Source organism: Nostoc sp. NMS2 (assembly GCF_017115105.1).
Classification (GTDB): domain Bacteria; phylum Cyanobacteriota; class Cyanobacteriia; order Cyanobacteriales; family Nostocaceae; genus Nostoc.
In genome coordinates, this window is sequence record NZ_JABXKH010000061.1 from 1 (window position 1) to 23,117 (window position 23,117).

At 41.6% G+C, this 23,117-nt stretch carries 26 protein-coding genes; 20 read left to right on the forward strand and 6 right to left on the reverse strand.

The genetic code is table 11. From position 1 onward, the window contains the following. Positions 1-96: 96 nt before the first annotated feature. Positions 97-513, forward strand: coding sequence for a hypothetical protein (locus HWQ36_RS11770; RefSeq protein ID WP_292702332.1), 417 nt, complete (start codon positions 97-99; stop codon positions 511-513). Here HWQ36_RS11770 and HWQ36_RS11775 read toward each other — a convergent pair whose 3' ends face one another. Then, positions 514-780 carry a hypothetical protein gene (locus tag HWQ36_RS11775; protein WP_292702333.1) on the reverse strand — a complete coding sequence of 89 codons (267 nt, stop codon included), beginning with the start codon at positions 778-780 and terminating at the stop codon, positions 514-516. A 338-nt stretch (positions 781-1,118) separates the two neighbouring features. Beyond that, positions 1,119-1,562 (reverse strand): pyridoxamine 5'-phosphate oxidase family protein, encoded by a 444-nt coding sequence (locus tag HWQ36_RS11780; RefSeq protein ID WP_292702336.1) that lies wholly within the window; start codon positions 1,560-1,562, stop codon positions 1,119-1,121. A gap of 383 nt (positions 1,563-1,945) precedes the next feature. Between HWQ36_RS11780 and HWQ36_RS11785 the strand changes: the two genes are divergently transcribed. Together HWQ36_RS11785 and HWQ36_RS11790 are read left to right on the forward strand one after the other, a co-directional pair. Beyond that, positions 1,946-2,323 carry a hypothetical protein gene (locus HWQ36_RS11785; protein WP_292702338.1) on the forward strand — a complete coding sequence of 126 codons (378 nt, stop codon included), beginning with the start codon at positions 1,946-1,948 and terminating at the stop codon, positions 2,321-2,323. Between the two features lie 10 nt (positions 2,324-2,333). Next, complete coding sequence (locus HWQ36_RS11790) at positions 2,334-2,762, forward strand: caspase family protein (protein WP_292702340.1); 429 nt, start codon at positions 2,334-2,336, stop codon at positions 2,760-2,762. Positions 2,763-2,954: 192 nt separating this feature from the next. On the opposite strand, the gene HWQ36_RS11795 is transcribed toward HWQ36_RS11790, so the two are convergent. Continuing rightward, positions 2,955-3,140 carry a hypothetical protein gene (locus HWQ36_RS11795; RefSeq protein WP_292702343.1) on the reverse strand — a complete coding sequence of 62 codons (186 nt, stop codon included), beginning with the start codon at positions 3,138-3,140 and terminating at the stop codon, positions 2,955-2,957. A gap of 159 nt (positions 3,141-3,299) precedes the next feature. On the opposite strand from HWQ36_RS11795, the gene HWQ36_RS11800 reads away from it, so the two are divergent. The 9 genes from HWQ36_RS11800 (at position 3,300) to HWQ36_RS11840 (ending at position 13,467) form a co-directional block, all read left to right on the forward strand. After that, positions 3,300-3,851 (forward strand): alpha/beta hydrolase, encoded by a 552-nt coding sequence (locus tag HWQ36_RS11800; RefSeq protein ID WP_292702345.1) that lies wholly within the window; start codon positions 3,300-3,302, stop codon positions 3,849-3,851. Between the two features lie 104 nt (positions 3,852-3,955). Further along, on the forward strand, positions 3,956-4,528 hold the full coding sequence (locus tag HWQ36_RS11805; protein ID WP_292702348.1) for an HdeD family acid-resistance protein: 573 nt from the start codon (positions 3,956-3,958) through the stop codon (positions 4,526-4,528). A gap of 252 nt (positions 4,529-4,780) precedes the next feature. Then, positions 4,781-6,865, forward strand: coding sequence for a family 10 glycosylhydrolase (locus HWQ36_RS11810; RefSeq protein WP_292702350.1), 2,085 nt, complete (start codon positions 4,781-4,783; stop codon positions 6,863-6,865). Between the two features lie 146 nt (positions 6,866-7,011). Next, on the forward strand, positions 7,012-7,161 hold the full coding sequence (locus HWQ36_RS11815; protein ID WP_292702353.1) for a hypothetical protein: 150 nt from the start codon (positions 7,012-7,014) through the stop codon (positions 7,159-7,161). Next, complete coding sequence (locus HWQ36_RS11820) at positions 7,142-8,320, forward strand: hypothetical protein (protein WP_292702357.1); 1,179 nt, start codon at positions 7,142-7,144, stop codon at positions 8,318-8,320. Before HWQ36_RS11815 ends, HWQ36_RS11820 begins: the two co-directional genes overlap by 20 nt. Before the next feature lie 13 nt (positions 8,321-8,333). Further along, on the forward strand, positions 8,334-9,413 hold the full coding sequence (gene dcm / locus HWQ36_RS11825; RefSeq protein WP_292702360.1) for a DNA (cytosine-5-)-methyltransferase: 1,080 nt from the start codon (positions 8,334-8,336) through the stop codon (positions 9,411-9,413). Between the two features lie 338 nt (positions 9,414-9,751). After that, complete coding sequence (locus HWQ36_RS11830) at positions 9,752-11,062, forward strand: efflux RND transporter periplasmic adaptor subunit (RefSeq protein WP_292702363.1); 1,311 nt, start codon at positions 9,752-9,754, stop codon at positions 11,060-11,062. A gap of 181 nt (positions 11,063-11,243) precedes the next feature. After that, the gene (locus HWQ36_RS11835; protein ID WP_292702366.1) at positions 11,244-11,984 is read left to right on the forward strand and encodes an SDR family oxidoreductase; all 741 of its coding nucleotides are present in this window, start codon (positions 11,244-11,246) and stop codon (positions 11,982-11,984) included. A gap of 289 nt (positions 11,985-12,273) precedes the next feature. Beyond that, on the forward strand, positions 12,274-13,467 hold the full coding sequence (locus HWQ36_RS11840; protein WP_292702369.1) for an MFS transporter: 1,194 nt from the start codon (positions 12,274-12,276) through the stop codon (positions 13,465-13,467). A gap of 321 nt (positions 13,468-13,788) precedes the next feature. Here the strand turns inward: HWQ36_RS11840 and HWQ36_RS11845 are convergent, their stop codons facing one another. Beyond that, positions 13,789-15,789: a protein phosphatase 2C domain-containing protein gene (locus HWQ36_RS11845; protein ID WP_292702372.1), complete on the reverse strand. Its 2,001-nt coding sequence runs from the start codon at positions 15,787-15,789 to the stop codon at positions 13,789-13,791. Between the two features lie 233 nt (positions 15,790-16,022). Here HWQ36_RS11845 and HWQ36_RS11850 point away from each other — a divergent pair, with 233 nt between their 5' ends. The 7 genes from HWQ36_RS11850 (at position 16,023) to HWQ36_RS11880 (ending at position 21,408) form a co-directional block, all read left to right on the forward strand. Beyond that, positions 16,023-16,457, forward strand: coding sequence for an NfeD family protein (locus HWQ36_RS11850; protein WP_292702375.1), 435 nt, complete (start codon positions 16,023-16,025; stop codon positions 16,455-16,457). Positions 16,458-16,666: 209 nt separating this feature from the next. Beyond that, positions 16,667-17,674, forward strand: a complete 1,008-nt coding sequence (locus HWQ36_RS11855) for an SPFH domain-containing protein (protein WP_292702378.1) — start codon at positions 16,667-16,669, stop codon at positions 17,672-17,674. 157 nt (positions 17,675-17,831) lie between these two features. Beyond that, complete coding sequence (locus tag HWQ36_RS11860; RefSeq protein ID WP_292702381.1) at positions 17,832-18,035, forward strand: hypothetical protein; 204 nt, start codon at positions 17,832-17,834, stop codon at positions 18,033-18,035. 105 nt (positions 18,036-18,140) lie between these two features. Next, the gene (locus tag HWQ36_RS11865) at positions 18,141-18,761 is read left to right on the forward strand and encodes a cysteine hydrolase family protein (protein ID WP_292702384.1); all 621 of its coding nucleotides are present in this window, start codon (positions 18,141-18,143) and stop codon (positions 18,759-18,761) included. Beyond that, the gene (locus HWQ36_RS11870) at positions 18,749-20,131 is read left to right on the forward strand and encodes an ATP-binding protein (RefSeq protein ID WP_292702388.1); all 1,383 of its coding nucleotides are present in this window, start codon (positions 18,749-18,751) and stop codon (positions 20,129-20,131) included. Before HWQ36_RS11865 ends, HWQ36_RS11870 begins: the two co-directional genes overlap by 13 nt. A 297-nt stretch (positions 20,132-20,428) precedes the next feature. Then, a complete protein-coding gene (locus HWQ36_RS11875) occupies positions 20,429-20,770 on the forward strand; it encodes a DUF6632 domain-containing protein (RefSeq protein WP_292702390.1) in 342 nt (113 codons plus the stop codon). Between the two features lie 59 nt (positions 20,771-20,829). Further along, positions 20,830-21,408, forward strand: a complete 579-nt coding sequence (locus HWQ36_RS11880; protein ID WP_292702394.1) for a TMEM175 family protein — start codon at positions 20,830-20,832, stop codon at positions 21,406-21,408. Between the two features lie 86 nt (positions 21,409-21,494). Here HWQ36_RS11880 and HWQ36_RS11885 read toward each other — a convergent pair whose 3' ends face one another. Then, positions 21,495-21,905: a hypothetical protein gene (locus HWQ36_RS11885; protein WP_292702397.1), complete on the reverse strand. Its 411-nt coding sequence runs from the start codon at positions 21,903-21,905 to the stop codon at positions 21,495-21,497. A 326-nt stretch (positions 21,906-22,231) separates the two neighbouring features. Beyond that, positions 22,232-22,636: a Fur family transcriptional regulator gene (locus HWQ36_RS11890; protein WP_292702400.1), complete on the reverse strand. Its 405-nt coding sequence runs from the start codon at positions 22,634-22,636 to the stop codon at positions 22,232-22,234. 143 nt (positions 22,637-22,779) lie between these two features. Here HWQ36_RS11890 and purS point away from each other — a divergent pair, with 143 nt between their 5' ends. Continuing rightward, positions 22,780-23,058 (forward strand): phosphoribosylformylglycinamidine synthase subunit PurS, encoded by a 279-nt coding sequence (gene purS, locus HWQ36_RS11895; RefSeq protein ID WP_094332891.1) that lies wholly within the window; start codon positions 22,780-22,782, stop codon positions 23,056-23,058. The last annotated feature ends 59 nt before the right edge of the window (positions 23,059-23,117 follow it).

A 23,117-nucleotide genomic window follows, 5' to 3' on the forward strand; every position in this document is an offset into this window, starting at 1 on the left:
TTAAAGGTATTTATATTTTAATTTATTGTACCTTATAACAGACGTAAGTGCTGTATCTTAGCTATTAAAAGGATTTGCTCTGAAGCTGGGCGTAACATGGCTCAAGAGCGAGTGGGATTCATAGGTGTGGGATCTGTAGGAATCAGTTCTCTGCGTCTGATGTTGAAATGTTTGCCACATCCAAAAGAGATAATACTTTGTGATATTTATAGTAAGCTCGAATACCTTAAAGAAATTCGGCAAGAACTATTCAGAGATTTAGGGTTTCAAGGAGACGTGCGTATAGCAGGAACGCAGACAAAAGTTCCGCCAGAAATTTACGATGCAACTTTTCTACTTTCTTCTTGTTTTGAGAACCTAGAACCGACTATTGGAACCTTTGACTGGAAGACATCTTTTAAACATTATGAACTTCTCAGTAATTTAGGATTTATGTCTGCTGACTTACATTGTGGAGACTACGTGCTACCAGAAAAATTAATTTGTAACTTCCGGCATCGTTTTGGCAATTAATTAAAAATCCATAGAAATAGGTGGATGTGTAAGAGGATGTTTGAAAAATTCTGTTGTCGGTCGTGGTTTTGAGGCTTTGTATGCAGAGAGGTTTAAGTGATGAGGGGGATGTGGTTCGACTTCGCTCACCAACCGGGAGATGAGGGAGAGGCAGAGGGGCAGGGGGAAGGGTGCAGAGGAGAAAGATGTAATTTTGTATTCTCTCCCCTGCTCCCCTGCTTCTTCTCCATGCCCAATTCCCAATGCCCAATTGATGAAAAAATACATACCTTGACGAGTTTCGACTACTTCGACTTACCTCGACTCTGCTCAGTACAAGTTCGCTCAACTCTCGACCACTCAGTTGGTTGAGCGAAGTCGAAACCAACGGCTATGGTAAATTTATTACTACTAGAATTCACCTAAAGTCGTAATGGTGTTAAACCAGAATTCAGAATTCAAAATTCAAAATTCAGAATCAATTTAGTGGGGGATTTAGACCCGCCACTTTCTTGTTGACCACCAAATTAAAAATTTGGTGGGGGACTTAAACCCACTTATTCATCCGCCAGTCATACAGAATACCTTTCCTGTATTCTGACTCCTGACTCCTGAATTCTTTCTTGTTAAAAATTAATTATTTTTGGACTAAAACTCGATACACTATCCCAATAATTAACCTGGTTAATATTCACCTTAAGCAAAGCAAGATCGAGTTCGTCCAGTCCTTTAGGAAACCAGGTTTGAAGTTCCGGCTTCCATAACTCTCGCATCTTGTTGCGGTCTTTCACGAGTTGTGATGTACCTGAGATAGAAACGTATCGCTGCTGTTCGGGTGACGAAAAACTAACATTTACCTGCTCATGGTGTTCAATCTCAGTCACCTTATGGGAACTAGCATAGCTAAAGAACCAGAGTGTGGCTTCAGAGTTAATCTCACCACTTTTTGACATCGGGTAACTATGCAAACTTCCATCATCATCGACTGTGGTAAACATACCATAATCAATATCTTTGATTAGTTCATGTAGCTTTTGAATCTCTTGAGCGCGGTCTGTAGAAGTTGCCATTGTTTGTACTATTTTCTCTATTTGCTACTGGACTATAATTTTTGATTACAACCAGGTTTTAGGATGGTAAAGTTATTTTTCAGTATTAACCTTTTTAGTTTTAATTGCGTGAGTCTATAGATGGAATTATCCTAAAATTAGCTTTTTTAGTTCTATCTATAGAGATATTGGTTAAGAGTAACTGTTTTGTGAATACACAAAGCCTAGCTTGCTGTGGTCTGCAATGGTATCTATTTTTACTTTTTAGTATGCTTTCTACTCATAACACACTATGTATATTGTCAAAATTAGTATTTACGACAATGCAGACCGGAATTATTACTAGCTGGATTGTATAAGATACTTGTGATAATTTAAGCATTAACCACAATTAGAGGTTGAGAATGGCGAGTACATCCAACGTCCAGATTACCATCGCCCTGCAAAATTCTGATTTAGATGACGATGAACTGCAAGCCGAAACGCAGAGACTATTGCAACAGATGCTGGAACTGGATGAAGTCGAAGATGCTAATCTTTACCGGGAGGCAGAAGCACCAGCAGGGAGCAAGTCATTCACAGGACTGGTTGTGGGTTGGCTAACAGCGCAGGTGAATGCCAAGAATATTAAAACAGTGATGGGATTTTTAAGCGATCGCCTTGGCAACAAAACCATTGAACTCGAAATCGAGGCCAATGGCAAGAAACTGAAAGTAAAAGCCAGCAGTCGGCAAGAACTAGAAGCAGCAATTGAAGCAGCACAGAAATTTGTAGCAGGATAGAGAATCTCAGATGGTTAAGGTAGCGTTACTGATTGGGGTGAGTGAATATGAGCCTGGTTTGAACCCGCTACCAGGTGCTGTAAAAGATGTCGAGGCGATGCAGCAAGTGCTGTTACACCCAGAAATGGGCGGCTTTACTGAGACAGATACTATGGTGCTAAAAAATCCCCAGCGCCAAGATATGGAAGAAGCTATCGAAAATCTATTTGCCCATCGTCAAAAAGATGATCTGTTAGTTCTCTTTTTCTCCGGTCATGGCATTAAGGATGACACTGGCAGACTGTTCTTAGCAACGCGCACCACACGCAAAACTCCCAGAGGAGATTTAATTCGCTCATCGGCAGTAGCAGCCAGTGTTGTCCATGAAAGCATGAGCCTGTGTTTGCTGGGTACAACGAAGCTATGGCTACGCAGTATTCATCGCTCCACTGTTCAATAGCTTTAGAAGCTGTAGTGCTTATTATGCATAGCTTAGAGCTTTTATGAGTGCGATTCGACCATAGTTATTATATTTGCGATTGTTAAATTTGTACCCTCAGAATGAGCCTCTTCAACCTATAGCAGGAGTGTCATTTTCCATTAAGCACCTACGATGAAGAACTAGGTAATCAAATCGCAGTATATCTGCCTTTCAAATTATGGACTGGAAAGTACAGGTGGAAAAATGGCTATAAACCAAGCCGAGATGAAGCAGCAAAAAACCCTCATTTACTAGATGAGAGTCAGTTCGAGAACGAGCAAGACCAAAAGCTAGCTGAAGAATCTGCAAGGAAGCATTTGGGCATACCTGCACCAACCTTAGACGAAGGTCAGTCAATATTACCTCATTAGGTTCGTCTTAATGAACAAGCTTGATAACACCATTTTCAAAAATTTTTGCAACAAATAAACTGGCTATAGGGGCTTACAAATGTACGTCCTTAATCACGTATCTGTAGTACTATGTATGCTCCACACCATTAGGAAGTTCGACAAAATGCAGATTTCTCAAATTTTCAATCGATTAAACAATAGTAAATTTACTAAGTTACTGACTCAAACAGTAGCTCTAGGCTTAGGTGCTTTTGTTCTCCTCTCAAGTACTAATGCTAATGCCGCCGAGCAAGTTATTTTAAAGTATGGTACTTTTCAGGGGCAAGTTTCTGTTCAAGAATTAAGTCAGTTTACAGAAACAGGCAAGACTACCCCGACACTAAAAGCTTATTTAGAGGCAGCCCAACAAGACCCGGCAGTTGCTCGTAAAGCACTGAAAGCCCCAATAAAAGCCGATCCTGCCTTTCTAAATAACTTACTGTCAAGCTGGGCAGGGCCAATTTTAGTTAACCAAATTGGTGAGGTAGTTCACCCCCCCGCAGGACAACTAGATCAGCAGGCGCTGCGAAGTGCTTTAAGTACATCTATTCAACAAAATGGTGAAGTTACACTTCTTGGAGCCATTCAGAATTATCCCAATAATTCTGTTGAACTTGAAGGCGATCGCCTCATCTCTGTTTATGAGCGCCTAAGTAGTCTTGCAGAACTCTTATGATGGCTAGTTACTGCTGAAATTTAATACCGATGAGTCTATCTTAGGGTTCTATCCTTTGACTAAGAAATTCCCTAACGTAATTGTAGAGTTAGGGAAAAGTTTATATGACAACTGACGTTTCTAAAAATATTAACAAGGATGTTAATGGAGCGCTGATAACTGGTGTTCTCCTAAGTATTGTAGGGGTGATTGCGATCGCAGCGCCTAATTTCACCACCCTATTCGCCGAAACCTGGATTGCGGCGATTTTGATTTTCGCCGGATTTACAAAACTAGTGTACGCCACTCAAACCCGCGATCGCGGAGGTTTCATTTGGAAACTTCTATTGAGCGGACTCTATATCGCAACAGGCATAATGCTATTCGTTTATCCTTATACAGGTATTCTCACACTGACTCTGTTGCTTGGTACTTTTTTGGTAACTGAAGGCACATTCGAGTTAATTCTGGCATTCCAGTTACGTCCGCAACAAAACTGGACGTGGATACTAGGTGATGGCATTATTACGCTAGTCTTAGGCGCAATGATTTGGTTCCAATGGCCCTTCAATGCACCCTGGCTTCTTGGGACACTTGTTGGTATCAGCATTATTTTCAGTGGCATTTCACGGGTGATGCTATCGTTAAATGCGCGTTCTACCTCAAATCCTCCTGATCAAGCGGCAAATCCTACTTAGTAGATAGGAGTGGGGGAAGAGGTAGGGGAGCAGGGAGCAGGGAGTAGGGGGGAAAGAAGTAATATTTATCTCCCCCTTGCCCCTTGCCCCCTGCCCCTCTGCCTCTTCTGCCCAATTCCCAAATAAACTTGAGTAGTGAAAGTTTACTAAGAGATTGCAGCAACGATGCCTACGGCTGGCTATGCCTACGCCAAGAAAATTGCTAAATTAACTAAGGAAATCAAAATCAAGGCCAGCTAGCTGCAATCAACGATGGTATCTATTGCTATTCCCTTCTCGGATATTCAAAACCATTGGGCACGCTTATTTATTACAGCCTTAGCCCAACGTGGTATTGTCAGTGGGTCGCCTAATGGCACATATCGCCCCGATAACTCACTCACCCGCGCTGAATTTGCCGCCATCGTCGCCAAGGCATTTGGCACAGTTTCCAAGAAGCGGCAATATGTCCCCTTTGTTGATGTACCCACGAATTATTGGGCAGCAGCTGCCATTCAAACAGCTTACGAAAAAGCATTTATTAGCGGGTTTCCTGATAAAAGTTTCCGTCCCGCCGAGCGAATTACTAGGGTGGAAGTTTTAGTTTCTTTGGTAGCAGGCTTAACAATTGCCACCAAAGTAAAACCTGACCTCCTCTCAGCACTACCACAAATTTATCAAGATTCTATTCAGATTCCTGGATATGGTAGAAATCAGGTAGCTATTGCCACTAGCGCCGGATTGGTGGTTAGTTCCCCAAATATCAAATTACTCAATCCCAATCTTGCAGCTACTCGTGCAGATGTAGCAGTCATTGTTTATCAAGCTTTGGTGTATTTAGGTGAAGCAGAAAAAATTGCCTCTATTTACCTAGTGCAGCCGCCAACGCCAACGCCCACGCCGAAGCCAATACCAATACCAACACCAATACCAATACCAATACCGACACCCACACCTGCACCTGTCGGTAGCGTTAGGGTTAATCATAGTCGGGAATTTCGGGGGGCGTGGTTAGTATCTGTGTGGAATGGTGATTGGCCTTCCAAACCGGGACTTTCTGTTGCTCAACAGAAAGCTGAACTCACTGAGATTATTACTAAATTACAAGCGCTAAACTTCAATGCCCTGATTTTCCAGGTGCGACCTGAAGGAGACGCTTTATATGAATCACAATTAGAGCCTTGGAGTGCTTGGATTACAGGAACTCAGGGTCAAGCACCAGAACCATTTTATGATCCTTTAGCGTTTGCGATCGCAGAATGTCACAAGCGCAATATTGAACTTCATGCTTGGTTTAATCCCTACCGCGCCAGTACTTCCACCGACCCAGCTAAAACAGTCCGTCCCCACATAGCAGCTACCAATCCAGAAAGCGTTTATTTGTGGAAAACTCAACGCTGGATGGACCCAGGATTGAAAATAGTTCAAGACAGAGCTTACAACGTAATTCTCGATGTAGTGAAGCGCTACGATGTTGACGGCATTCACTTAGATGATTATTTCTATCCATATCCCATTGAAGGACAACCTTTCCCCGATGACAAAACTTATGCTGTATATAAAGCAGCCGGTGGTACACTCAGCCTTGGCGACTGGCGACGGGACAATGTTAACAGAATGGTACAGCGTCTTTGGCAGGGAATTAAAACAACCAAACCTGACGTAAAATTTGGTATTAGTCCCTTTGGGATCTATCGCCCCGGACAACCCACTGGTATTACTGGGTTGGATGCTTACAACGTGCTGTATGCTGACTCAAAAAAATGGTTAGAACAAGGCTGGATTGATTACATTGCGCCTCAACTTTACTGGCGCACAGACCAACCACAACAAAGTTATTCGGCATTGCTACAGTGGTGGACACAGGTAAACACAAAGCAAAGACACGTTTACGCTGGTAACAATCTGACAGAACCAAGCAACAAGAGTCGAGAGAGTGATGAGATTGAAAAGCAGGTGAAAATTAGTCGTAGCCAAGCTGGACGGTTGTCACTGGGGAATATCTTCTTTAATCTCGGTGTTTTGACGGAAAATAGTCAGGGCATTGCTGATAAATTCCAAAGTCTGCTTTATAACAAACCTGCGCTACCGCCAACTTTGCCTTGGCAGGATACAACACCACCCCCTCCACCCATTGGATTACAAGTCAATAACCGCAAACTGAGTTGGCAACCCGGAGATAATCAGCCAGTTCGTTCTTGGACACTTTATCGGCTGAGTGGCGATACTTGGACAATTGGGCGAATTTTATCTGCTGGCACAACCTTCGCTACCGTTCAACAAGCGGGAACTTATGCAGTATGTGCGGTGGATAGATTGGCCAATGAGAGTGTGGGAACAGTTATTACAGTGAGTTGAACAAAAGTGCTGTCTATGAGTGCGTAGCCTTAACCGTCGCAGGCGATGTCTAGGACGGGTAAGGCGATCGCTGTTATGCTGTTGTGTAGTATGAATGCGTAGATGTAGCCCGTCGTAGACATCGCATCTTTAAAAAAGAGTGCAAAGTGCAAAGTAATCAACCTGAACCAATTAAGTCCGATTGGATAGTCAGCCTTTTAGGAAGAGTTAAAGCTCTGGAAGTAAATCCCCATGAAGAAGCATTAACCTCCATTTTGGTTGAACAAGCTTTGGAAAATGCCAAACGCACTGGTTGAACAAGCTTTGGAAAATTCCAAACGCACTGTTACCAATCCTGGTATATCGCTGGCAGCAGCTTTTGACCTGATTGTAGCTGCTGAATATTATACAAAATTAACCAATAAAGGATGGCTTTATTGTCCAGTAAATAATATTCCTCTATTAATTTACCCATACACTAATACTTGCCCAAGATGTGTTTTACAAGGTAATTTTTACTATCATCAGGCAAACAAATTACCATCTGGAACTATTGGCAAAACCACAAGCCGTTTGCTGTGTGTATTTCTAAAGCATTTATTTAAAATTAATTCGAGGAATTTAAAAATTCATCATGGTGCTGAACCAGTTGACGTAATAATTCATGATGAAAAAGAGAGTGTAGTCTTACTTGCAGAAGTAAAAGCTGCACCATTGACAACACTTCCTTTAGCAGCGAAGGTTGAGGTACAAACCGAGATGGGAGAAAATGGAGAACCAATACCTTGTTCGCATTCTCCTACAGACAATTCATTTCTAGCATCATCTAACTTGCATATAATTTTGCCCAAGTTAGAAGAAGATTACTGGAACTATGAACTTGTGGATTTAGGAGTAAAAGCAAGCCATAGTTCTTCGACATGGGCATACGAACAAATTGGCAGAAGTTTTGGTATGGATAATCAACTATTTTATCGATATTTTCAGTTTTGGAATATTGCCTATTCTGCATATAATAAAGCAGCACGGGGTAGGGGAACTATACCTGAAGCTGTTTACTGGTTAACAAATGCTTGTGGACAACCTACTCCTAGACCTTTAACTTGGCCAGTGAGAAAGAGTGGTGATGGGTACGAATCCGTCTCTGATGGTAAATCTAACGTAGGAATGGATAGAACTGATGATATTAAAAAAGGAATTTATCAAGTCTTAAAAATTGCTGCTACAGGAAAGCCAAAACATAGTCAAATGGCAGTAAAAACTGCTTTGCTGTCTAACATTCACGCTGTACGTCACTATAATGATTACCTGCTCGAACTTCAGGATGTTATATGGACACTAGATGAAACAGGAAAAGCGAAAAAAGTTGCAGACTTGCCACCGGAAAAAGAGATTTACAATCTTTTTGATGGTATAATCACCTTCACCAAAAGCCATGTGAGAGATGACTGGATTTCAGAAAATTTCCAATTTTAATAGTCCGTGTAAATTGGTTGCAAATCACATTGCTAGACGGGTTGGTTCAGATGTACAAAAGCGTATCGATGCTTTAAAAATTGGGCAAAAAATGCAGGATTTGCCTGAAGAACTTTGGCACAATAGCTTTAAGTTTTATCTCAAGGACGATCCAAATCGTCAAGGTGGGCCAAATTTAAGAATAATTCGTCTTGATCCAGATAAACCCTCATTAACAGTGACGGGGTACATTTTCAATAAATTCGTCCATCCTTATGAAAACCGATTTATTACTGTGCGAGAGGCAGCTCGTTTACAAGGGGTTCCTGACGAGATGAAGTTTGAGGGAACACTAACAAGTACTCAGCTTCAGGTAGGTAATGCTGTACCTATACCGCTTGCAGAAGCCGTATTTGAATCTTTAGTTCAGCAAGCAAAGTCGCTAGGATTTGAAAATCGTTCCCTTAAAGCTTTCAGCCTATTTAGCGGCGCAGGAGGTATGGATATTGGTGCTTATCTTACAGGCAGTATAGAAACTAAGCTAGCTCTCGATAATTGGTCAGATGCTTGTGCAACATTGCGTGGTTTTTTTGGTGATCATATTTGCGTTTTGGAAAATGATATTTCCACTGTAGAAAACCCATTAAGTCTATGGCAAAAGTTCTCCGGTGAAGTTGAGAAACCAGATATTGTATTTGGTGGGCCACCTTGCCAAGCCTTCAGTCAGGCAGGTAAACAAAAAGGCTTTCAGGATGATCGAGGTGGTATGATTTATGAGTTTTTACGTTTTGTCGAGTACTTATACCCGCCCTTTTTCGTTATGGAGAATGTATCTAATCTCAAAGGGATTGCAGGTGGTACACTATACCAGCAAATTTGCAACAAGATGGCGAATTTGGGTTACAACATCTCAGTCGGTGTACTTTTAGCTGCTGATTTCGGTACTCCCCAGTTAAGGCGGCGATTATTTTTTCTTGGTTGCCGAAAGGACATTGGTAGTATTCGCTTACCTTTATCTACTCATAGTCCTGAACTTGAATTATTTGGGCTACTACATTACGTAACTGTTGCTAAGGCTTTTGTTGACTTGCCAGAAGCAGAGTTTAGCCGTTAATTCTCTAATCGTAAGCCTGACAAGAAAGATTCTAAAGGGATTGAGCTACGGTCAACTAGCCATATTATTAACTCACATATTGACTAACTCAGACATATAATCGACTTTGTACGGTGGAATCATGGGTATGCCAGCATCACGAAAGCTTGTCCATAATCACTGGATGGAAAATTAGGGATTAACCTTTCGGTAGATTTAGACAGAATCATCAAAACTGTATATTTGGATGGGGTAACACATAATTTGCCACAAAACCTCATGCTAAATCAGTAATTTCAATATAAACAGATGAAATTTTGATTGAATTCTAGTTAATTTGTTCCTTATCCTCATAAGCCATGACATCCCCTGAGCCTCAAACTGATTTTGGCGAAAAAGCTCCACAAACCTCATTTGAGCCACCTTCTGGAAAACGGCGGTGGCTTTGGTTAATTTTACCTGCACTACTATTGTTAGGGGGTGGAACAGCCCTCGTTTGGCGTTTGCTTACTCCGCAAAATTCAGCGCCTTTAACTACTAACGCTCAACCTCAAGGGGTAAGAGTCAAAGTATCCACCGTCCAAAGCGGCATAATCGAGGAAAGTTCAGATTTTATTGCTAGCCTAAAATCCCAGCGCTCAGTCATCCTCCAGCCAAGGATTCAGGGCCAAGTTACCCAAATATTTGTGAAATCGGGAGATCCAGTAGCCGAAGGAGCGGCAATTATCCAAGTAGATCGTACACCACAAGCAGCGATCGCTCCTAACAATGCTCCGCCTCCAGCATTTTTATTGCAACTGGAAAATGCCCGCGCTGTACTCAAATCTCTGGAAGCTCAACGCTCGTCCTACGTTGCGAATGTGCAATTGTATCAGCAAACCTACGAAAAGTATTCCATCCTAGCTGAACAAGGAGCCGTGTCTCGACAGACTCGCAATCAATTTGCCGAACGGCTTGCCAATGCTAAAACTAGTCTTGATGCAATTGATTCCAGAATTCAAGCCCAAAGATCCAACATATTGCAGGCTGAAAAAACCTTGCAGCAAGCTAATGTAAATACTCAAACACAACAAATCCAGTCTGACAAAATTACCGCTCCCTTTAGTGGCACAGTTGGCAATATGGCTGTGAAAGTAGGTGATTTAGTTAATACTTCCACACAATTAGTTAATATCACCCAAAATCGACCTTTAGAAGTCAACATCTCTGTGCCATTACAGCAAGGGCCGCAATTGCGTAAGGGAATGCCAGTGGAAGTCATGAATACACAAGGTCAAAAGCTGGGTAGAAGTAGGGTATTTTTCATTGCACCTACTGCTAATAATGAAACACAAGGTATATTAATCAAAGCACTTTTTGACAACCCTAACGGTCAGCTACGTGCAGATCAATTGGTAAGGGCTAGAGTATTTTGGAATCAGCGCCCCGGAATTTTAATCCCCACAACTGCAATGACTCGTGTAGGTGGCGACACTTTTGTTTATGTAGTTGAAACCGAAACATCTCCCCAAGGTGTATCTCAACAAGTAGCTCGACAAAAGCGCGTGAAGCTAGGCGAAATCAAAGATAATAATTACCAAGTGATTGAAGGATTGCAGCCAGAAGATAAAGTTATTATCTCAGGGTTGCTCAATCTTAGAGATGGTGCTGCGATCGTTCCAGAATCTTAATTAAGGGGATGGGGAGTGGGGAGTGGGAAGATGTGGTTCGACTTCGCTCACCAACCGGGAGATGAGGGAGTAAGTTTTTCCCCTCTGCCTCTTGCACCTAATGACAAATGACAAATGATAAATGACTAAATTTAACCTTGCTATAGTACTTTGGTGAACCAAAATAAAACTCGATTAATCTATGTCATCAATAGCCGGAAAAGTTGCAATTATCACTGGGGCATCGAGGGGAATCGGACGAGCGATCGCCTTAAAATTAGCTGGTAACGGCGCATCTATTGTCGTCAACTATGCGGGTAATGCAGCCAAAGCACAGGAAGTTGTTGCAGAAATTGAAAAATTGGGAGTAGAAGCGATCGCTATCCAAGCCGATATTAGCAAAGTACCCGACATCCAACGGCTATTTGAGCAAACACTTGAGCGCTTCGGTAAAGTTGATATTTTAGTTAACAATGCCGGAATCGCCTTCTATAAACCTATTACTCAGGTTACAGAAGAAGATTTCGATGCGATTTTTGCCATTAACGTCAAAGGTACTTTTTTTGCTTGCCAACAAGCCGCGCAACACTTATCAGAAGGGGGACGGATTATCAACTTTTCGTCATCAACTACGGTGATGATGCTGCCAACTTATAGTGCATACGTAGGAACCAAGGGTGCTGTTGAACAAATCACGCGGGTATTAGCTAAAGAATTGGGTGCAAAAGCGATCGCAGTTAATGTTATTTCTCCTGGCCCCACCGATACAGAACTATTCCGAGAAGGCAAAACCCAAGAACAGATAGACCATTTGTCTCAAATGGCTGCTTTTGGCAAACTGGGAGATGTGCAAGAAATCGCCGATGTAGTAGCATTTCTCGCTAGCGATGAAGCCAGATGGATCACTGGGCAAAACATCCGTGTCAACGGTGGAATCGCATGAGGCGATCGAAGCTTGCCTCATGAACTCGATCAATAGAAAAATTTAAGCCATGAATTCTAATATCAATCTTTTCGCACCAGTTCAGCTTGGCCCCTACACCTCAATACTTTTCGGATAAGCCTAACAATCTTTCTTTTAGTCTGGGAAAAGGTTACTGGGCTTTTAAACCACTTGAGTAAAAAGTTGCAGTTTAAGACGACAATCAATTAGGCACTGTCTTTAGTACATAAACGCGAAGTGTTTTAAAAAACGCTTCGCGTTATCGATTATTTATACACAGAGTAGCATCATGAATTTACCAGAAGATAACAGCAAATTTGAACGACAGAAACCAGTTTACCTAGAGCTAAATTTTCAGATTATTTGTGCGGTTGTCTTGATTGCTGTTATTGGAGTTTCCAGCGTGACTCCAGCTTTTCCGAAGCTAGCTAAAGACTTAAATATCAACCCAAAAAATTTGGGTTTATTGATTACGGCATTTACATTGCCATCTCTTATTTTAGGGCCGATTATTGGTATTTTTGCCGATAGATTGGGTAGAAAGATAATTATAGTTCCTTCACTATTTATATTTGGCATAGCTGGTACAGCTTGCGCCTTCGCCCGCGATTTTAATTTATTGCTATGGTTGCGTTTACTGCAAGGAATTGGTGCTGCTTCTTTGCTTTCTCTGAGTATCACCTTAATTGGCGATTTATACACCGGAGACAGACGGACTACGGCAATGGGTTACAATGCCAGTATTAGTAGTGTCGGAACATCAAGTTATCCAATAATCGGTGGTGCATTAGCAACAATGGGCTGGTATTATCCCTTCATGCTGCCCATAATAGCGATACCTCTTGGGTTGTTGGTGTTGTTTGCACTTAAGAATCCAGAACCAAAAGGCAATCGCAACCTCAAAGAGTATTTAAGCAATGCCTTAAAAGTTCTTAAAAATCGTCAGCTATTTGGACTTTTTATTGCCAGCGCTGCTAACTTTGTTTTCCTTTATGGTGCTTACGTTACTTATTTACCCCAGTTAATTAACGATACCTTCAAAGCGCCACCTACCATTATTGGATTACTACTTTCTAGTGTTTCTGTAGCAATTACCATCACAGCTTCCCAGTTAGGTAGATTAGCTAGAAGATTTCCCGCCACAAATTTAATTAGTGCATCTTATGTTTTTTATGGTTTAGCTATGTTAATAGTTCCTTTTGTATCAAATATCTGGTTACTATTAATTCCTAGTACAATTTTTGGTATTGGACTTGGTATCGGTTTTCCTAGTATCCAAACACTTTTAGCAGATTTAGCACCAAGAGAATATTTGGCGACGATTATATCTGTAAACGGGACATTCTATGGACTAGGGCAAACATTAGGGCCGTTGTTGATGGGCTATGCCTTTGGTTTTGGCGGAATTAATAGTGTGTTTTATGCGGCAACGGGTTTTGCCATTTTGATGTTTTTTGTGTTTAGGTATTGTACTTGTAGGTGAAATGATTCTGACCACCAAAGTTTAGATTTTGGATTTTAAACAAGATCAAGTTAATCCCAATTTTAAGCCAGAATTGGGATGGTAATAATAACTTCAATTCCTGCGCTAAGTGTTAAATTCACAAAGAGGAAACTGTTGTGTTTTTCTGTGACTAAGCTGAAAAGCATCTAAGTTGAATAATCAAATTAAACATAAATCTTGTGGGGTGGGCAACATGAACGCCCTAATTATACAAATTAAATGCGGAACAGCTTATCTGAAGAGCGATGCTAATCTGTAGTAAAGACTTGAGTAAAAATTTATTGTTCTCAAATTAGTAAGCTACTTTCCCGGTGGACACAATTGCTGCACTTTTTGAGGAAGTTGCCGACACATTTGCTGGAATCCTTGAGGATTAATTTGCCACCAAGCAAATAATCCTAAACTTGTACCCCCTACAAGCAACCCTAACACTCCCCCCAGCATTACCAAGCGTTTACGCCGATTAGGTTTTGTAATTAAGGTTGTTGGAATTTCTGGGCTTATAACTGATTCCTCTGAAATATCTAAATCTAAATCCAAATCTAGATCCAAATCTAGCAAAGTTTGCGAACTTTCTGTGAAGGAAATTAATTCCTCTTGTTCCTTTTGTTCCTCTAATTCCTCTTGTTCTTCTTGTATCTCTGCTTCTATAATCTCTTCTGGCAACGTCGGAGTCACAGGTACTAAATATTCAGGAGAGACACGGCAATAAGTGAGAACAACCGACGTATTATCACGCCCATTTTTTTCGTTTGCCAAATTAATCCAGTTGTGGACAGCATCTTCAACTGTCATCTGACCTTTTAACACGGGTATTGCATAATCTTGCCAATATTGTTCCACCCGATTATTATCACTTAAACCATCAGAACACAGTAGTAATATGCCATCTTCTTCCACAATAAATCGCTGAATCTTGAGACGTAAAGATTCTGCATTTCTTGTGCCCAACGCTTGAGTTAAGGCAGTAGCATCTGTTCTTATTAATGCTTTTCGATACAAACTTTTGGCAAAGCGGACTTCTCGCGTCGCCACATCATCATCTACTGTGAGTAGCTGACAATAGTTGCGAGTAATCCAATAGGCACGGCTATCGCCAACATTAGCCAAGTAAAGTTCATGGGTATTATTTGATTGCCACCCAGTACTTGTCTGTACTCGTTGTGGAACTTGCAACGCCATAACAATGGTTGTAGCCATGCGTTCTTTACCTTGGCGTTTTTGTTCATTATTGCGGGCACAAATTACATTATTTACCACCCGCAAGCTTGCTTCTAATTGTTCCTGCAACAACTTTGGTGATACAAGTACAGCTTGTTCTGTAACCTCCGCTAGTAAGGCGCGAATTTGCAACTTTATAGACTGGACTGCCAACTTACTGGCAACCTCTCCGCCTTCATGCCCGCCAATGCCATCGCAAACAATCGACAAGTGCGAAAATAAAGGCTCATCTAAATCATTCAAATTATTTGGGTAGCAAGCGTCTTCATTTTGCGCCATAATTGGGCCAATATCTGTAGAGCCTGCCACCTTCAAAACTAATGGCAATTCTGCCGCAGATGCTAGTAATAAACCATTGAGTTGAGTAGCAATATCATCCAACTCAACTTCAGTTTCACACATCTCCTGGACTAAGTTTTGTAACCCTTTAGCTACTGATGTCTTTGCAGAAGCTACCCAAAACTGCCAACACTCCCCCAGATTTTTTAAACTCTGCTTCTCATCTTCTGGTGTTTGGTAGAGTTCCAATAGTCGCACACACCAACCTTGGACTCTCAAGTTGTCTACTACCAGTAAACTGCGGCTAAGTCCCAATTCTGATAAAGGTGTCCAAAGTTGGAGAATTTGCCACAGCCAATAAACTTGTCGTACCGCCGTTGCTTGCTCCCAAGCCTCAACAATAGTTGGATAGATATTTCCTGTGTCATCTATCGGCACATTTTCCAATAAGAGGATATCAGTTGTATCTTCCTCACCATCACTAGCAAATCCATAAGCCTGGGGCAGATGTAACCGTTCTTGATATAACCGTAGATAAGGAATTACTTCCTTTGGCAATTCTTCAGGGATATCTGGTGGTAGTCCTGGTTGAGTATCCAGCCAAATCTGGTGAGTAATTACCCCATATCTGTCTGCTACTTTTGTGCCTGGTGTAATTTGAGCAGACAATGAACCAGTAGCCCAAAGATAGCGGTGAACCAAGGGAGTTTGGCAACTGGCACAAACTCGATCTCCCATAGGATTAATGGGGCTATTACAGCCTGGATTTATACAATAAATTGTTAGTTGAGTAGAAATCATAAAAGTATAAATTTAAAAAATCAATCAACTCATGAATTTCGATTACATTTAGCTGGCAATGACTTGAAGGCTAGAATAGACTGGATTCGTGTACCGCTAGCTACACTTAATTACTGAAAGTAATCAAAATTATTGGTAAAAAGACCAAGTTTTGCTTTCTGTAAATAACTTACGTCTGGCTGTATCTAATCGTAGAAATGCATTTACGTCAATGTAGAGTCTAGGATGGCACTATGCCAAGTTTGACCTTAATCTGGCTTCTGGCGGGAGCAGTTTTGTGTCTCATGGAACTGTTCTTACCATCGGCGTTTGTCGCCTTCATGATGGGAATTAGTGCTTTTGTGGTGGCGCTGCTGTCTGGAGTGGGTTTGGGAAGTGTATGGTTACAAGTTTTAGTTTGGCTATTATTTTCCACATTTCTAATCGTGCTTTCTCGTCGGTTTTTGCAACCACGACAACGCAAATCGAAAATTCAGGATGCAGTCATAGCCGAAACTTTAACAGAAATTCCGCCTGGTAAAACAGGGCGGGTGTTGTATGAGGGAAATTCCTGGCAAGCACGATGTGACGATGACAAATTTACCGTAGCACCCCATCAAAGAGTTTATGTGGTTAGGAGAGAGGGTACTACTTTGATTGTGATACCAGAAAATTTGTTGAATTCTTAGTTATTAGTCATTTGTTATTTGTCATTTGTCATTGGCCAAACAGGGCATGAAGAAGAGACAAGGGAGAGGGGGGAGACAAGGAAGAGACTATTCAATAATTCCCCCTTGTCCTCCTTGTCCTCCTTGTCTCCCTGCTCCCTCACCTCCCCACTCCCGACTCCCCTTTCGTTTTGAGTTACATTTAATACTTAAAAATTAGGAGATTCACAATGGAACAGTTTTTTTTGCTCGTATTTTTAGCCCTTGGTGGTTCTGCTGTGGCGGGATCTGTGAAAGTCGTCAATCAGGGCAATGAAGCTTTGGTGGAAAGATTGGGTAGTTATAACAAAAAACTGGAACCAGGACTGAACTTTGTCATTCCTTTCCTAGATAGAATTGTCTACAAAGAAACTATCCGCGAAAAAGTCTTAGATATTCCTCCTCAACAGTGCATCACCCGTGACAATGTTGGCATTGAGGTAGATGCAGTGTTTTATTGGCGCATCGTGGATATGGAAAAAGCCTGGTATAAGGTAGAAAATCTCCAGTCTGCAATGGTAAACATGGTGCTAACTCAAATTCGCGCCGAAATGGGGCAACTGGAGTTGGATCAAACTTTTACTGCTCGTTCTCACATAAGTGAACTTTTGTTACGGGATTTGGACGTTGCTACTGATCCTTGGGGTGTGAAAGTGACACGGGTAGAACTGCGAGATATTATTCCGTCTCAGGCAGTGCGAGAATCGATGGAATTGCAAATGTCGGCAGAACGACGCAAAAGGGCTGCAATTTTAACTTCTGAGGGTGAACGCGAAGCTGCTGTTAATAGCGCTAGAGGTAAAGCTGACGCGCAAATATTGGATGCGGAAGCTCGTCAAAAATCGACGATTTTGCAAGCGGAAGCGGAACAAAAGGCGATCGTTTTGAAGGCTCAAGCTGAACGTCAGCAGCAGGTTTTGAAAGCGCAAGCGATCGCAGAATCAGCAGAAGTTATTTCCCAAAAAATCCACACTAACCCCAATGCCAATAAAGCAATAGAAGTTCTGTTTGCTTTAGGCTATCTCGATATGGGCGCGACAATTGGTAAAAGCGATAGCAGCAAGGTAATTTTTATAGATCCACGCTCCATTCCCGCCGCCTTAGAGGGTATACGTTCTGTTGTTTCAGATGGTCAGGTTAACCCTAACGAGTTGTTTTCTAAGCAAATCCCAGGATTAGAAAATAATCGTCCTAGTTAGGAATGGCGAGTGGGAAGTGGGGAGATGAGGAAGATGAGGAAGATGGGGAGCAGGGAGCAAGGGCAAGGGAGAAGAGTTTTCCCTCTGCCCCCTGCCCCTCTGCCTCTTTTCCATGCCCAATACTTCGACTTCGCTCAGTACAAGTGCCCCATTCCCAATGACAAATAACCCAGAACAAGTTATCAGCGCTATTATTGCGATCGCTAATCCTGTGGATATGTCGCGGGTTTACTTGTACGCGATGCGGCGGAAAATGGAACGGGATATTAAGAGCGATCGCACGTTTACTTCTTGGGCAGAAACGGCTGCGGCACTGAAGCGATTTATAATCGTTGGAGAAATTGGGGGTGACTTTTGGTAAAGCACCTTTAAGAAAAGCGGTGATGGATTTGTTGATGGGGATGGTTGAACACACTTAAAATGGGAATAATAAAGTGTCTGTATATACTAAATAGTTAGAAATACAATGCAACCCCAACGTACTGCTGTGATCTTGATTGGTTATCAAAATGACTACTTTGCAGCCGATGGTATTCTACATAATGTCATTGAGGAATCCTCAAGAGCCACCAAAGTATTAGAAAACACCGTTGAGCTTGTGCGATGTTTGCTACAAACTCCAGTGTTGATGATTGCCACACCGATTTTTTTTACGCCAAACTACCAGGAATTGGTTGAACCTGTTGGCATTCTCAAGACTATCAAGGAAGTTGGGGCTTTTCAAGTTGGTACGAAGGGATCGCAGATGATTGATGAGTTGCTACCCTTTCGCAGCAGAATTCTCGAAGTTCCCGGAAAACGAGGATTTAATGCTTTCATGAATACTAACTTAGACACGATTCTCCATGAAAAAGAGATTACTCATGTAGTTCTAGCTGGTGCAGTCACTTCGGTCTGTATTGATTCTACAGGTCGTTCTGCCCATGAGAAAGGCTATCAGGTTGTTCTTTTGTCTGATTGCACTTCTGCTCGCACGGTGTTTGAGCAAGAATTCTACCACACTCACGTTTTCCCCTTATACGCCGATACGATTAACCATACCGAGTTACTTCAGCGTTTGATGAGTACAGCAGAATGTCAGATTTAAGCAATGAATTGCATACACAGATTCAGTACAGTTTGATTGAGAAATTGTCTGAATCTGAGCGGCGTTACCGGGAATTGGTGAATAGTCTGCGCGAAATTGTGTTTAAGTGCGATCGCTTGGGTAATGTCAACTTCCTCAACCGAGCCTGGACAAATACCCTTGGTTATGGGATAGCAGATGTCATCGGTAGCGCTTTAGGCAATTTCATTGACTTGGACGATCGGCACTTGTGGTCAGAAACTCTAGAAAAGCTACAAAGCGGAGTAGAGGTTTGCCAAAAACTCCGCTTTTACCATCAAACTGGTGTAATTGTTTGGTTAGAACTGTCTGCTCAATCTCAAAGTGAAACAGAATTCTCTGGCTCACTGATCAATATTAGCGATGTCTACGACGAGCTTCGCTTACGCAAACACGCAGAAGCATTACTGAAGCAAACGAATGAGGAACTGGAAGCGAGGGTAGAACAACGAAATATTGAGCTAATTCAAGCTAATCACGACCTAAAAGTTACCCTTGAGAAACTCAAATATACTCAGGCTCAACTGGTGCAAACTGAAAAAATGTCGAGTCTGGGGCAATTAGTTGCAGGGATTGCTCACGAAATTAATAATCCAGTTAACTTTATTTACGCTAATCTCACCCATGCATCTGAGTATACAAAAGTCTTATTACAAATCTTGCAACTCTACCAGCAAACCTATCCAGTTCCCTCGCCACATATTCAAGAAGCAATAATAACCTGGGATTTGGACTTTATTCAAAAAGATTTAGGTAAGGTGATGGAGTCGATGCAAGTTGGCAGCGATCGCATTAGAGAAATTGTGCTGTTACTGCGAAATTTTTCTCGGTTGGATGAAGCAGAAATCAAAAATGTTGATATTCACGCAGGGATCAATCACACAATCACACTTCTGCGTCATCGCTTTCAAAGCGAGTCGGGAAATATGGTAATTCAAGTAATTAACAACTATGGAGTAATTCCCCAGGTAAAGTGCTATCCCGCACAACTGAATCAAGTCTTCATGAATATTTTAAATAACGCTATCTATGCTTTAAATGAGGCAATTGCTAACCTATCAATTAGACAAAATTCTCAATCTCAACCGTTCCTTCCTACTATTTGGATTAGTACTGAGATCGTTGATAAAACTTGGCTTAATGTTCGCATTAAAAATAATGGTCTGGGTATTCCCGATTCGGTAATTTCCAAAATATTTGATCCGTTCTTTACAACAAAGCCTGTTGGTAAAGGAACTGGACTTGGCTTATTTATTAGTTATCAGATTATAGTAGAAATGCACCAAGGCAAGTTAACATGCACCTCAGAAACAAGCCAAGGAACAGAATTTTGCATCCAAATTCCCATCTAATAGAACTGATTATACATATTGCTGATTTTATTCAAGTAACTTATTAAGTAGTTTTTGGTCAATATTGATATCTTTTAAAGGACATATTTGTTGGTGAAGTGCATAAAATATAATTTTTGAGATGTGTTTGGTAGAATTAGGGAGTATTAGAGCGTCTGCCTGTGGTTCAAGAAGCCTACTAGTACAGTACGGCGGAAATAAACAGACCATTTGAAATGTCTAAAACCCTTACGCAACGGGAATTACGAATTACGAATTACGAATTACGCGAAGCGGTACTAGTCTGTCAATAAATAATTGATAGATAAATTACCTGTAGAGACGGCGATTTATCGCGTCTCTCTAACTGGCACAATTTTGCTTAATGCGAACCTCAGTTTAATATGGTTCACTGTTTGGTCAAGTTTAGTCCACGGGCTAATTATGGCGGTACAAGCAGTAATTGATCCTGCTGAACGTGGACACCTTTTTGGTGATGTTCCAGCATTGTTATTGGTGGCTATTGTCCTTGCCTTCCTTACGCCGCGTACACCAGATAGTAGTCCAAATCCAAGTGAAAGACCACCCCGCCCAAACGTAAACCGAATAAGCTTAAATATTTTGCGATCGCAGACAATCTCATTAACGGCGACCACTTGATACGATAAAGTACAGAGTGTCACAACTTACTTTCAAGCAAATACAAAAGGAATGCGTATATGGGCAAAGGGAGGTTAGAAGCATTCAGCGATGGGGTAATTGCCATCATCATCACCATTATGGTGCTGGAAATAAAAGTGCCGCATGGGTTCGATTTAGCCGCGCTGCGTCCACTGATTCCGGTATTTCTGAGTTATGTGCTGAGTTTTATTTATATCGGCATCTACTGGAATAATCATCATCACCTACTACAAGCAGTTAGACATGTTAATGGGTGTATACTTTGGGCTAATCTGCATTTGCTGTTTTGGTTATCGCTAATCCCCTTTGTCACCGGCTGGATGGGAGAGAATCATTTTGCTGCTATGCCAGTTGCCCTTTATGGTACGGTGTTGTTGTTTGCTGCGATCGCTTACTTCATCCTTACCCGCGCCCTGATTTCTCACCACGGTAGGGATTCGACATTAGCGATCGCAGTTGGTAAAAACTTTAAAGAAAAAGTATCGCTGGTGTTTTATGCTGTGGCAATTCCACTTGCCTTTATGAACTCATGGTTTGCCTGTGCATTTTACATTTTAGTTGCGATTATATGGCTTATCCCTGACCGTCGCATTGAGAAGAATCTTAGTGAATTTTAGATTTGAAATTTTGGATAATGGAATTGAAAGATTCAAAATTTAAAATAGTGAAAAGAGTTCCAGATGGGTTATGGGTTGTGCTTCTCTCAATTGCGATCGTTGTGATTTGGTGCCGACAGTTGAATCATCTCAGAAAAACGTGAATATTTAACCGCATCGGTAGGGGGATAATCCGCCGACACTGCTAGTAACCCAATTTTTATATCCTCGAAATAAATCACACCCCCAATACGTCCTTCAACTTGGAAAGCTCCATGAAATAAATTATACGGAGCTATGTAGATCAGCAAAAAGTCAGTAATCTTTATTGCTCTGCCAAACATCTGCTGACAAGTTTTGTGGAGGACAGCATTTAGATATTCATTATAGGCAGGCTCACCCAGGTCAGTGAATTCCGGGTGATCCGCAAAATGATCCATATAAAATAACCAGATGCGGGACAAGTCTGCGTCATTCGTCAGTTTTTGCTTAAGTTCCTGAAATCGGTCGATTTTCATAGTCTGGATATTGAAGAGATGGGGCGAGCAGACAGCACTGTTAAAAATCTACCACAGCGATCGCGGGCAATTGATCAGCTGCACGCTCGGACTAGAAAATCTCACAAGCTCATCTAGGTAGAGTTGATTGTGGGAGTGGGGCAATCCTGTGTGTTGATTGACTCAGTATTGCTACGAGTGTCAGATTTTTCAGTACATATAGTAGTAGTTAGTTTCAGGTAATCTTGAAGGAGGCAGATCGCTTTTAGCGTCTCCCCTTGGGAGAAGGCAGGAGGTAGAAGGTTTTATTCAGAAGGGGATTTATTCCTCTCATAGAATTGGTATGATTATTGACCAGTCCCAGTAGTTTGATTTACCTGGCATTGACTGCACAATCCAAAAAACTCTAGGGTGTGGTAAAAAACTTTAAACTTATGGCTAGATTCTAACTGGTCTTCTAAATCATGCACGGGGCATTGATGAATCGGAATTGAGACACCGCATTGCAAGCAAGTAAGGTGATGTTTGTCTTGCTGCGCTAGGCTATAGAGGGCTTCACCATTAGCCAAATTCCGCACTTGTACCATGCCTTCGAGTTTTAAGGCTTCTAAAGAGCGGTAAACTGTTGCTAAACCCATACTCTGATTTGTATTACGTAGTTCTACGTAAATATCCTGGGCAGAAATGCCTTTTTTGATAGTTTTCAGGAGGTTGAAAATACGCTCTTGACTGCGGGTGCGTATAGCTCTCATAGACAATTATTTAAATATACCACTGTAGTTGAAGCTGTTAGATGGGCTAATTGATCAATTAACTTTAACCGCTTCGTAATCTTATTTTCACTCAGTTGGAACAGAAAGTTATAGTATAGCGATCGCAGCATTCAGCAAAAGCCGTGCAAACCAAGTATCTAGCCAAAATTTTTGTGACGCTTCGCCCTTCAGTCTTAGACCCTGCTGGTGTGGCTGTACAATCCGGTCTTCAGCAACTGGGATACGATAACGTTGAACAGGTGCGGATTGGCAAGTACATTGAACTCACCATCACCTCGACTGAAGAGAAGAAAGCTCGTCAAGACCTCGATCGCATTTGTGACCAAATGCTAGCAAATACCGTAATTGAAAATTACCGTTTTGAGTTGATTGAGGTCGAAACCCAAACGGGAGTCTTTTAGGGATTGGGCATGGGGCATTGGGTATTGGGCATGGAAAAGAGACAAGGAAGACAAGGGAG